The 13,124-nt window shown below is 73.9% G+C and carries 4 protein-coding genes; 3 read left to right on the forward strand and 1 reads right to left on the reverse strand.

Translation table 11 applies throughout. The features are described from left to right. Positions 1-4,845: beta-ketoacyl synthase N-terminal-like domain-containing protein (locus ABZ896_RS49025; RefSeq protein ID WP_360944701.1), on the reverse strand; the 4,845-nt coding region annotated here is incomplete at its 3' end. A gap of 416 nt (positions 4,846-5,261) precedes the next feature. On the opposite strand from ABZ896_RS49025, the gene ABZ896_RS49030 reads away from it, so the two are divergent. The 3 genes from ABZ896_RS49030 to ABZ896_RS49040 form a co-directional block, all read left to right on the forward strand. Next, positions 5,262-10,601, forward strand: a complete 5,340-nt coding sequence (locus ABZ896_RS49030) for an amino acid adenylation domain-containing protein (RefSeq protein ID WP_360944704.1) — start codon at positions 5,262-5,264, stop codon at positions 10,599-10,601. Further along, positions 10,598-11,359: an alpha/beta fold hydrolase gene (locus ABZ896_RS49035; protein WP_360944706.1), complete on the forward strand. Its 762-nt coding sequence runs from the start codon at positions 10,598-10,600 to the stop codon at positions 11,357-11,359. Before ABZ896_RS49030 ends, ABZ896_RS49035 begins: the two co-directional genes overlap by 4 nt. After that, positions 11,346-13,124, forward strand: a 1,779-nt coding sequence (locus ABZ896_RS49040; protein WP_360944709.1) for an acyl-CoA dehydrogenase, incomplete at its 3' end; no start/stop codon positions are given. The genes ABZ896_RS49035 and ABZ896_RS49040, both read left to right, overlap by 14 nt.

The following is a 13,124-nucleotide window of genomic DNA, read 5'->3' on the forward strand; positions in this document are numbered from 1 at the left end:
GCGGACGCGGCCGCCGACACGGAGGAGCTGGAGCGCAAGGTCCGCCGCGTCGGCGCCGACGACCACCGCCCGGTGCTCCAGCAGCGAACGGCGGTAGGTCGCGGTCAGGACGACGTCGGCGACGTGCCGGTGACCGGTGCGCAGGAATCCGGCCGTGCGGGCGGCCACCACCCGCAGGGCGGACGGCGTGGCCGCGCTCACCGGGAGGACATATGGTCCGCCCGCGTCGGACGCGGCGGCCGCGTACGGGGGCGCCTGCTCCACGAGGAGATGCACGTTGGTGCCGCTGAATCCGAACGCGCTGACCCCCGCCCGGGCCTTGTCCGCTCCTCGGGGCCACTCCCTGAGCTCCCGCACCGGGACGACCGGCAGCCGGTCCCATTCGATGCGGCTGCTGGGCCGTTCCAGCGGATGCGGCGGCAACTGCCCGGCCCGGAGCGCGAGGACGACCTTCAGCAGGCCCACGACCCCCGCGGCGGCGCCGAGATGCCCGATGTTCGCCTTCGCCGAGCCCACCAGCAGCGGCGTGTGCGCCGGACGCCCGGCGCCGAGCGCGTCGGCGAGAGCGCGCACCTCGACGGGGTCGCCGAGCGGGGTGCCGGTGCCGTGTGCCTCGACGTAGTCGACGTCCCCCGGCTGCCAACCCGCCTTCCGCAGAGCTGTCCGCACCAGCTCCGCCTGGGCCCCGCCATTGGGCACGGTCATTCCGCCGGTCGCCCCGTCCTGGTTGACCGCGCCGGCCCGCAACACCGCGTACACCCGGTCGCCGTCCCGGCGCGCGGCTGCCAGTGGCTTCAGTACGACGACTCCGGCGCCCTCACCGATCCCGAACCCGTCGGCGTCCTCGTCGAACGTCTTGCAGCGGCCGTCCGCGGCGAGAGCGCCCGAGGCGGCCATCGACGCCATCAACGGTGTGGGCGCCACCAGCACACTGACACCGCCCGCCACCGCGACCTCGCAGTCACCGGTCCGCAGCGCCTGACAGGCGAGATGGACGGCGGTCAGCGACGACGAGCAGGCGGTGTCCACGGCCAGGCTGGGGCCGCTCAGCCCGAGCAGATAGGACAGCCGCCCGGCGAGGGTGGCCGCAGAGGTCCCGGTGCCGTGGTGAAGGGAGAGCGGGACCTCTTGCTCGTCGCCCATGCCGCGGGCGACCAGGTGCTGGTAGTCCGAGGCCCCGGCCCCGACATACACCCCGACCGGCCGGCCCGTCAGCGAGAGCGCCGGGCTGCCCGCGTCCTCCAGCGCCTCCCACGCGACCTCCAGGAAGAGACGGTGCTGCGGATCGAGGACCTTCGCCTCCCGTGGGGAGACCCGGAAGAACGGTGCGTCGAACCCGGCGACGTCGCCGAGGTGGGAGCCCAGTTCGGGAATTCCCGCACGCGACCGCCGCCACAGCGGATCGTCCCGACGACCGGGCGGGACGACCGAGGTGGTGCGGGTCCCTTCGACGAGCAGCCGCCAGAAGGCGTCGGGGGAGTCGGCACCGGGCAGTCGGCACGCGATGCCGACGACGGCGACGGGCTCGTCGGTCGTCGCCGAGGCGGGGGGCGGGGTGCGGAGACGGTCGGAGCGGGGAGCCGCGCCGACCGGGGCGCCACCCTGCGCGGCCCCCGGCGTCGGGGGCGTCGCGCCGGAGTCGTCCGGTGCGTCGCCCAGTCCGCGCGCGAGGTCCGCCGCCGGCACCGTCTCGACCAGATGCTCGGCGAGCGCGCGGATGGTCGGGCGCTCGATCACGATGCCGGTGGACAGCTCGGTCGTGAACCGTTCCTGGAGCCGACGGCGCAGGGCGACGGCCCGCAGGGAGTCCAGGCCCTGTTCGAACAGACCACGCCGTCGCCCCAGGGGTGGGTCGTCGGCGGACAGTTCGAGCAGACCGCGGACCTCGGAGTCGATGAGGTCGACCAGCGCGGCGAGTGGTGTACCGGTCGCCCCGGGGAGCTCGGGCGATCCGGGGGCCGCGGGCGCCGGCGTCGGGGAGGGCGCGGGTGGTGACTGCCGGTCCGAGCCGTGCCGTGACTCGCCGGCTGCGGACACCGCGGGGGCCGTCGCGCTCGCCGTACCCGTTTCGCCGTTCGCCGACGGAGCCTGCCCGTCGCCGGCGAACCACTCCTCGGTGACTCGCCCCGCCGCGTCCAGGACGCTCACCCGGACTCGGGCGGGCGCGGTGTTCGCGCTCGTCTGACGGCCGGGCGGAACCCCGGGCAGCCAGTGTCGGCTGTCGCGCCAGGACGGCACCGGAAGATCGTGGTAGCGCCGGGGCCGGCCGACCGCGGCCGTCCAGTCCACGTGCACGCCGGCGACGTGCAGGCGGGCCAGAGCGCGTGCGAGTGTGGTCGGGCCGGGCAGCTGACGGTCCAACAGACCGAGGACCGGAGCGTGGCGGCGACGGGCCCGGCGCGCGTCGGTCAGCGGGGAGAGCAGCACCGGGTGCGGACCGATCTCGACGAGTGGGTGGTCGTCCTCGGACAGCAGAAGGTCGACCGCCGGCCACAGCCGTACCGGACTCGTGAAGTTCCTCGCCCAGTACGCCGCGTCGAAGCGCAGTCCGGTGGCGGCGGGGTCGACGGTGGACATCAGCCGCACGGCGGCGGGCCGGGGTGCGATTCCGGCGACCGCCCGCTCAAGCAACGGGCCGCCTTCCGCGACCAGACCGCTGTGCGCTGCCGCGTCGACCCGCAGCAGGCGGCTGCGGATCCCAGAGGCGTCCAGCAGCGCGACGGCGTCCTCGACCGCTTCGGGCGTGCCCGCGACGACCACCGATCCCGGACCGTTCACCGCCACCACGTCGACCGGCAGTGCGCCGAGTACGCTGCCCGCCTCCCGGGCCCCGGTCTGTACGGCCAGCATCCGCCCCGCGCCCGCGAAACCGGCCAGGATCTCCGACCGCCGCACGATCACCCGAGTGGCGTCGGCCAGGTCCAGGGCGCCCGCGGCGTGGGCCGCCGCCACCTCGCCCAGACTGTGCCCGATCACGGCGGCGGGCCGCACCCCCCGGTGCGCCAACCAGCGGTGCAGCGCGACCTGTACCGCGAAAATCGCGGGCTGGATCCGGTCGAACCTGTCCGGCGCGTCGTCAGGGGCGCGCCGCAGCTCGTCGAGGAGCGACCAGTCGGCCTCGGCCCGGATGAGCTCGGCGCACTCGTCCAGCGCGTCGCGGACCTGTACATCGGCGTCGTACAGATCACGTGCCATACCGGGCCACTGGCCGCCCTGCCCGGCGAACACGAACACGGGCCCCGGCACGTCCTGCGGATCTGCGGCGACACCCGTGTACGCGCCGTCCGGCAGTTCGTCGGGGCGGGCGAGGGCGGCCAGCAGGGCCGCCCGGTCATCGGCCACCACCGCACAGCGGTGTGCCTCATGGGTGCGCCGTGCGGCGGCCGACGCCACCAGGTCGCCCATGCGAGCACCGGCGTCGGCCACCCGCTCACGCAACTCCGCCAGTTGGCCGGCGAGCCGCGGTGCGTCCACCCCCGAGGCGAGCAGCACATACGGCCGCGGCACCGGGGTGTCCTGCGGCTTCGGACGGGGCGGCGACTCCACCAGAACGTGGACGTTCGTGCCGGACAGACCGTAGGCGCTGACTGCCGCCCGCGTGGGCCGGTCCGGGTCGGTGCGGACGGGCGCGAGCGGCACGGCGAGCGCGCCGTCGCGCCAGTCCACCGCCGGATTGGGTGTGGAGACGGACGGCTGGGCCGGGATGGTGCGCGTCCCGGCGACCCAGACGGCCTTGAGCAGACCACCCATGCCGGCGGCCGCGTCCATGTGCCCGAGGAGCGCCTTGTGCGACCCGACGTGGACCGGACGGTCCGCGGTGCGCGCGGTGCCGTAGACACTGCCGAGCGCGTCGAGTTCGATCAGGTCGCCGAGCGGGGTGCCGGTGCCGTGCGCCTCGACGTAGTCGACGTCCTCGGCACGCAGACCGGCCCGCCGCAGCGCGTCCCGCATCAGGTCGGCCTGTGCCTGTCCATTGGGCACGGTCAGTCCCAGGCTGCTGCCGTCGTTGTTGACCGCCGAGCCGCGTACCACCGCGTGGATCCGGTCGCCCTCGGCGAGCGCGTCCTCAAGGCGACGCAGGACGACGACACCGCAGCCCTCGCCCCGCACGATGCCGTCGGCCGCCGCGTCGAAGGGACGGCACCGCCCGGTCGGCGACATCGCCCCGACGCTGCTGAGGAAGATGCTGTTGTCGGGCGTGAGCAGCAGACTGACCCCACCCGCCACCGCGGTGTCGCACTCTCCCGCGCGCAGTTGCTGGACCGCCTGATGCACCGCCAGCAGAGAGGACGAGCAGGCCGAGTTGACCGCCTGGACGGGACCGTGCAGATCGAAGGCGTACGCCAGTCGCCCGGCCGCGAAGCTGAACTCCAGACCGGTGATGTGGTGGGGACCGACGGCGTCGATGCCCAGGGTCCGCGCGTGCAGATGCGCGTAGTCGTTGGCGAGCATCCCCACCACGACCGCTGTGCGAGAGCCCCGCCACTCCTCCTTCTGGCGTCCGCTGTCGCTCATCGCCTCCCACGCCACCTCGAGGAACATCCGGTGCTGGGGGTCGAGCAGATCGGCTTCCCGCGGCGGGATCCCGAAGTAGGCCGCGTCGAATCGGTCGACGTCCTCCAGGAAACCCCCGACGTGGTGGACCGTCCTTCCAGGGCCTTCGCCGCACCGCTCCGGTCCCCACCGCTCGGGCGGCACCGGCGAGACGGCCGGCACGCCCGCGGCCAGCAGACGTCCGTAGTCCGGCAGGGACCGTACGCCACCGGGAAACCGCAGGCCGACACCGACGACGGCGACGGGGGAGGAGGCAGGGGTGGTCAGGCTCATCTGGTCCGCTCCGATCATGTGTGCCGGGTACGGCCGACACCCGCGTGGTGGGGCAGAGGAGTCCTTGGAGGGACACCGGATCGAGGTGACGCGACCGCCGATGACGCTAGGCCCCCCGTCACGCGGAGACAGCCCCTAACCACCCCCGGGCTGCCCGTGCCGGAGCTAGGGGGGTGACCACCACCGGAGAGGAGCCGGAACGGTCGTACAGGGGAGAGGCCGGGCCCTCAGAGCGTTCGCAGGAGCCCCCTAAAGGCCGTCCGCTGACGGCCTTTAGGGGTACCGGGAGCGACACGTGGCTTCCTACGGTCTGGCCGGAGCCGAATGCCGGGACGGCGCGATCGGGGGCCAGTGGGCATTCGCGGCAGATCCTGACGACTCCTGGGCGGCATGTCCGGGCCCGCGCGCACCATCCGGGAAGGAGCGGCGCCGTCATGGCATCGGAAGACGTGTTACGGGACTACCTGAAGAAGGTCACCGCGGAGCTGCAACAGGCCCGCCGCCGGCTGAAGGAACTCGAAGGCGGCGGTGCCGAGCCGGTCGCGGTCGTCGGCATGGGCTGCCGCCTGCCGGGCGGGGTGACCTCCCCCGAGCAGCTGTGGGACCTGGTCGACGGGGGACGGGACGTCGTCTCGGACTTTCCCGACGACCGCGGCTGGAACCTGCCCGTCGGCATCGGCGGAACCGACCGGGGCGGGTTCCTGTACGACGGTGCCGACTTCGACCCCGCACCGTTCGGCCTGAGCCGCGCCGAGGCGCTCGCCATGGACCCGCAGCACCGGCTTCTGCTGGAGACGGCCTGGGAGGCGATCGAGCGGGCCCGCATCGACCCGGGGGCTCTGGCCGACTCCCGCACAGGCGTGTACATCGGCCTCACCCAGGGCGGCTACGGGCTCGGTCGGGACACCTCCTCGCCGGACGTGACGGACCACCTCACCCCCGGCAACGTCGCGAACACGGCAGCCGGCCGGATCTCCTACATCCTGGACCTGGCCGGCCCCGCCCTCACCCTCGACACCGCCTGCTCCTCCTCGCTGGTCGCCCTGCACCTCGCCGTCCGGGCCCTGCGCGGCGGCGAGTGCGACCTGGCGCTGGCGGGCGGGAGCGCTTTCATGTCCACGCCGGACGCGTTCATCGACTTCGCCCGCCGCGAAGGGCTCGCCCGGGACGGCCGGTGCAAGGCGTTCGCCGGTACGGCGGACGGCATGGGCTTCGCGGAGGGTGCGGGCATGGTCGTCCTGGAGACCCTCACCGCGGCCCGTCGCGCGGGGCACCCCGTGCTGGCCCTGGTCGCCGGCACAGCCGTCGCCCACGACGGCGCCACCAACGGCCTGGGAGCCCCCAGCGGTCCGGCCCAACGCCGTGTCATCAGGGCGGCACTGGCCGACGCGGGGCTCCGGCCCGGTCAGGTGGACGCCGTGGAGGCGCACGGCACCGGCTCCTCGATCGGCGACGCGGTGGAGGCCACCGCGCTCCTCGAAACGTACGGGCAGGACCGTGAACGCCCGCTGCTCGTCGGCACCCTGAAGTCCAACATCGGTCACGCGCAGGCCGCCGGAGGCGTCGCCGGTGTCATCAAATCGGTCCAGGCACTGCGTCACGGCTGGCTGCCCCGCACCCTGCACGCCACCGACGCCAGCCCCCACGTCGACTGGACCGCGGGAGCCGTGTCCCTCCTGACCGACCCCGAGCCCTGGCCGCGCACCGGCGAGCCCCGTCGGTGCGGCGTCTCCTCCTTCGGCGCCAGCGGCACCAACGCCCACGTCATCCTGACGGCGGCGCCCGACGCGCCCCCGGAACGGGACACCCCCGCCGAGGACCCCGAAGGCTGGACGGTGTGGTGTCTGTCGGGCCAGTCCGAAGCGGCGGTCCGCGCCCGCGCCCGGCAGCTGGCGCGGCATCTGGACGGGCTGCCGGACCTCTCGCCCGCCCAGGTGGGCCTGTCCTTGGCCACCACCCGCACGCCGTACCGGCTGCCCAGCGCGATCCACGCCGCCACGCGGGCCGATTTCCGGGCCCTGCTGGACGGCCTCGCCGCCGACGCACCGCTCGGCGAGGTGCTCCGTCCCGGGGGGCCCGAGCCGTCGAACCCACCCCCGCCCGCCCTGACCACCCTCGCCGGGCGCCACCTCGCGGGCGCCCCGGTCGACTGGGCCGGCACCTTCCCCGACGTCGGCCCGGTCGACCTGCCGACCTACCCCTTCCAGCGCACCCGTCACTGGCTCGACCCGGCGCCGGACGCGTCGGCGTCGCCTCGCCGGCAAGCGCCGCCGGCCACCGTCGCCGAACTCACCCACCCCGAACGCCTGAGGGACCTCGCCCAGCACGACCGGGCGGAGGCGGCCGCCCGGGTCCAGGCGGACCTGGTGCGGCTGACGGCCGAGCTGCTGGAGACGCCGCGGGACGGCCTGCCCACCGGCGACACCCTGCCCGGCACCCGGCTGCCCGACGTGGGCCTCGACTCCGTGCGGGGAGTCCGGCTGCGCCAGCACCTCACCGCGCAGTGGCACGTCGACGTACCGCTGGACCAGCTCCTCGGCCGCGCCACCGTCGCCGAACTGGTCGACACCATCGGCACCCTGCTGCTCGCCCAGGACGGCACGGACGCCCCGCGTGCCCTGGTGCCCGACCCACGGGAGAGGTACGAGCCGTTCCCCCTGACCGACGTGCAGTACGCCTATTGGGTGGGCCGGGGCACCTCCGTCGAGCTGGGCGGCATCGCCACGACCTTCTACGTGGAGTTCGACCGCGAGGAGATCGACCCGGCCCGGCTGGAACGGGCCCTGCACCAGGTCGTCCGGCGTCACGAGATGCTGCGCGCGGTGGTCGGACCGGACGGCCGCCAGCGCATCCTTCCGAAGACGCCGCCGTACCGTATCCGGGTCGTGGATCTCACCGGGCGGGAGGCCGCACAACCGCTGGCGGCCATCCGCACCGAGATGGCGCGACGGCTGAGCCCGGCCGACGAGTGGCCGCTGTTCGAGGTGCGACTGTCCACCGTCGACGGACCGGACGGGCGCGCGCGGTCGAGACTGCACGTGTGCGTGGACATGCTGATCCTGGACGGCGCCAGCCTGACCCTCGTGCTGGACGACTGGCGGCGCTTCTACGAGGATCCCGACCGGAGGGTCGAACCCCTCGACCTGTCCTTCCGGGACGTCGTGCTGGCCCAGGCCGAGCGGACCAACGACGCCGGGCGGCGCAAGGACCGGGAGTACTGGCTGGGACGTCTGGACGCGCTCCCGCCCGCTCCCGCGCTGCCCCTCGCCGCCAACCCGGCCCAGATCAGCCGTCCCGAGTTCAGCCGCCGGGAGACCGTCCTCGACGCCGACACCTGGGTCGCCCTCACCGCACGCGCCCGCCGCCACCGGCTCACCTCGTCGGTCGTCCTGATGACGGCGTTCTCCGAGGTGCTGCGCCGCTGGACCGGGCAGGACGCCATGACCCTCAACCTCACCCTGTTCAACCGGCCGCTCCTGCACCCCCAGATCGACGCGGTCGCGGGCGACTTCACCTCGCTGACCATGCTCGCGGTCGAGACGACACCCGGGGACTCCTTCCGCCGGCGTGCCGAGCGTCTGCACGGACGGCTGCTGGAGGACCTGGAGCACATGGCGTTCAGCGGGGTCGAGGTGTTGCGTGAGCGCGCCCGGCGCGCGGGCGGCCGCGCCGGCGCGGCGATGCCGGTGGTGTTCACCAGCCTCCTCGGTGTCGGTGCCGGCACCGAGGAACACGCGGCCTTCTTCGGGGAGATCGCGCACGCCGCCTCCCAGACCCCCCAGGTGTGGCTGGACCACGTGGTCGCCGAGGACCGGGGCCGGCTGATGCTCAACTGGTACGCCGCCGAGGCACTCTTCCCGCCCGGCCTCCTGGACGACATGTTCGCCGCCTACGTCACCCTGCTGCGCCGACTGGCCGCCGACGAGGAGGTATGGGAAACCACCCCGCCGTTGCCCCTGCCCGCCTGGCAGACGGACCAGCGGGCCGAGGCCAATCGCACGAGCGCCCCCATCCCGGAACGCACCCTGTACGACCTGGTCCACGAGCGGGCCCGGACGCACCCCGCCGACCTCGCGGTGGTCGGCGCCGACGGACAGGTGGACTACGGCAGTCTGATGGCGGACGCCCACCGTCTCGCCACGGTGCTGCGGGAGCGCGGCGCCGTGCCGGACACCTTGGTGGGGGTGGTTCTGGACAAGAGCTGCGCCCAGGTGGCCGCCGTCCTCGGCGTGGCCGCGTCGGGCGCCGCCTACCTGCCCATCGACCCGACCTGGCCCGACGCGCGCCGCCACCATCTGCTGGCCCAGTGCGGGGACGGACTCGTCGTCACCAGCGAGCGGCTGCGCGAGGAGTTGGCCTGGCCCGAGGGTGCCCGCCCACTGACCCTGTCCGACCCCGAGGTGGTGTCGGCCTCACCGCGGCCGCCCGAGGCGCCGCCGTGCCCGACGGACCTCGCGTACGTCATCTTCACTTCCGGATCGACCGGACTGCCCAAGGGGGTCGTCATCGACCACCGGGGCGCCGCGAACACCGTGCAGGACATCAACCAGCGCTTCGGCGTCGGCCCTGCCGACCGGGTGCTGGCGCTGTCCTCGCTCAGCTTCGACCTGTCGGTGTACGACGTCTTCGGCGTCCTCGCGGTGGGCGGCACCGTCGTCCTGCCGGACCCCGCCGGCGCCCAGGACCCCAGTCACTGGGAGGACCTCGTGCAGCGGCACGGCATCACGGTGTGGAACTCGGTGCCGGCCCTGCTCCAGGCGTACGTCGACCGCGGCCCGGCCCCCTCCCGGCTTCGGCTGGCCCTCCTGTCCGGCGACTGGATCCCGGTGAGCCTGCCGGACGCATTCCGCGCCCTGTGCCCCGAGGCTCAGGTCATCAGTCTGGGCGGCGCCACCGAAGCGTCGATCTGGTCGGTGATCCACCCGATCGACGAGGTGCCCTCGGACTGGACCCGCATCCCTTACGGGCGCCCCCTGGCCAACCAGACCATGCACGTCCTGGACGCGGAGCTGCGGGACTGTCCCGTGTGGGCGGTCGGCGAGATCCACATCGGCGGCATCGGAGTGGCCCTCGGCTACTGGGCGGACCCGGAACAGACCGCCGAACGCTTCCTCACCCACCCGGTCACCGGTGAACGGCTCTACCGCACCGGAGATCTGGGCCGCTACCTGCCCGGCGGCGAGATCGACCTGCTCGGACGCAACGACTTCCAGGTCAAGATCAACGGCTATCGCATCGAACTCGACGAGATCGCGGCCGCGCTGCGCCGACAGGACGGCGTCGGCGACGCGCTCGTGACCCTGGCCACCAACAACAGCACCGGAAGCCGGGCGCTCGCCGCCTACATCCTGCCCGAACCCGGTGCGGCCCCCGCAGACACCGGGCAACTGCGCCGGAAGGCAGGCGAGTTGCTGCCCGACTACATGGTGCCGCGCCACTACGTCACCCTCGACCATCTGCCCCTCAGTGCCAACGGCAAGGTGGACCGGGGCCGTCTGCCGACCCCGTGGGACGCCCCCGCCGACCGGCACCGAAGCAGCCCTCGTGACGCCCTTGAGGAGCGTGTCCTGCGGATCTGGCAGGAGGTGCTGGGCCGCGACGACTTCGGCGTCGATGACAACTTCTTCGAACTCGGCGGTGACTCCCTCGGCGGACTGCGCATCCTCGGCTCCGTCCGCGAGGAACTGGAGATCGGCGACACCGAAGGCCTGGAGCTCCTCTACGACCATCCGACGGTCGCCGAACTCACCGACGCCCTGAGGGAGTCGGCATGACCGGCACCCTCGACGACTGGGCGGTGCGTTGGTACCCGTCCCCCGACGCACCGCTGCGTCTGTTCTGCGTCCCCCACTCCGGTGGCGGCGCCGCGACCTACCGCGACTGGGCGCGCCGCCTGGCCCCGGACATCGAGGTGGTGGCGGTGCGGCTGCCCGGGCGGGAGACCCGGTTCCGCGAACCTCCGTACCACAGCGTCGATCAGATGATCCCGGACCTGCTGGCCGCCCTGTCGCCCCTCCTGGACCGGCCGCACTCCTGGTTCGGGCACAGCATGGGCGCCCTCGTCGCCTACGAGATGTGCCGTGCCCTCGGCCCGGAACGGGCGACTCGGCTGGTGGTCGCCGCCCGCCCCGCTCCCCACCTCGCGGACGACGGGCCGTCGCTGCACGACGCGCCCACCGACGACTTCCTCGCCGGGCTGCACGCCCTGAACGGCACTCCCGAGGAACTGCGGGGGCAGCGCGGCGCATTGCTGACCTTCCTGCCCACCCTGCGAGCCGACTTCGCCGTCGTGGAGACCTACGCCCCCCGGCCGGGACCCCTCCTGTCCTGTCCGGTCGTCGCGTACGGCGGCAGCGACGACGCGGTGGCCTCGTACGAGCAACTCGCCGGGTGGGACAGCTGCACCGACGCGGGGTGCTCGGTCCGCCTGTTCCCCGGGGGCCATTTCTTCGTGCACGAACATCCCGATCTCGTCTTGCCGGCCCTCGCGGCGGAGCTGGCGCGGACGGAGGAGACCAGTGACCGGCACTGACACGGCCGGTCTCGCGAAGGCCGTGGACCAGATCCTGGACGACTCCTGGGGCCGGCCCCACCAGGCCGCGAGTGCCGATCTGGACGCCCTGTGGTCGATCGCCGCGGCCCAAGGGTGGTTCGAGCTGAGCGGCTCGCTGGAGGACGCCCTGACCATCGTCCGGGGCACCGGTCGGCACGCCTGCCCCTTGCCGGTACTGGACGCCTTCGTCGCCGGCGAGGTGCTCACCGCCCACCCCGACCTGGTCCTGTCGATCGGACTCGGCGTCATCCGTGTCGTTCTCGGCACCCCCGACCCCGGATCCGGCGCCACCTATGTGGAGGCCGGGGCCGTCGCCACCCATGTCCTGACGGTCCCGGCCGGCGAGGGCGAGGCAGCCCTGCACCCGGTGGTGGCCGCGGAACCCGTCCCGGGCCTCGCCGTCCCGGCGTGGTGCCGGGTGACCCTCGCGGACCCCACGGCCACCGTGCCCCTCGACGTCGAGACCGCGGACCGTGCGGCCGTGCTGCACCACCTGGGCCTGGCCGTCCGCGCCCTGGCGGCTGCCGAGCACAGCCACGAACTGGCCCTCGCGCGCGCCCGGACACGCAAACAGTTCGGCCGGACCATCGGCTCCTACGGTCCGGTCCAGCGCCGACTGGTCGACAGCCATGTCGAACTGGCCGCCTCGGACCTGCTGATCGCGGAGGCCGCCCGTCGCCACCGCACTCCCGGCTGGCGCCTGGCCGCGCAACTCGCCGTCGTCCACGCACGACGCGTCGCACCCCGGGTACAGAGCGCCGCCCACCACACCCTCGCGGCGGTCGGCTACTTCGAACAGCACGACGCACCCTGGCTGTTCCGTCGTGTGCACGCCGACCTCGCCTGGCTGGCGGCCACGCCCGCACCTCGGGGAGACGTCGCCGAGGCTCTGTTGGACGACGGAGCCGACCTGCCCGATCCACTGCTGGGGAGTGAGGCCGACGCCGCCCGAACCCGCTTTCGCCGCCTGCTCGCCGACCGCGGCCCGTGGCCCGAGGCCACCGTCACCGGCCGCGACCATCCCGACGCCGTCGCTGCGCTCGGCGCGGACGGCTGGTTCTCGATGGGCTGGCCGACGACCGCGGGCGGCCAGGGCGCCTGCCCCGCCGCACAGTCCGCCGTCCAGCAGGAGGTGTTCCACCACCGCCTCCCCGTCACCTCCGCGCTCGCCGCCGCCATGACCGTGGGAGGCGTCATCGCCCGGCACGGCACGCCGGAGCAGCGAGCCGACCTGCTGCCCCGGATCGCGCGCGGTGAACTCTCCACGGCCGTCGGCTACAGCGAACCGGAAGCAGGCTCCGACCTGGCCGCCCTGCGCACCCGGGCGGTCCGGGACGGCGACCACTGGGTGATCACCGGTCGCAAGGCGTGGGCGTCCGACGCCCACCGCGCCCGCCATCTGTGGCTGGCCGCCCGCACCGATCCCGATGCCGTGCCCGCACAGGCCGGGATCACCCTGTTCCTGCTGGCGATGGACTCGCCGGGTATCGGTGTGATCCCGGACATCGGATTGTCCGGCCAGGTCGCCTGCGAGATCACGCTGGACGCCGTCCGCGTCCCCGACACCGCTCGCGTGGGCCCCGTCAACGGCGGCCGGCGTGTCCTCAACGACGCCCTCGGCAGTGAGCGCGTCCTGCTCGGAGGCATGGCCGCCACCGCCCACCACCGCCCACTGCATCGGCACGGACGCCGCCAGGCGGTGCCGAGAACGCAGTACGACGCGGGTGTCCGCGGCCCCTTCTCC

Origin of the sequence: Streptomyces sp. NPDC047072 (assembly GCF_040643855.1) — a bacterium.
GTDB lineage: Bacteria > Actinomycetota > Actinomycetes > Streptomycetales > Streptomycetaceae > Streptomyces.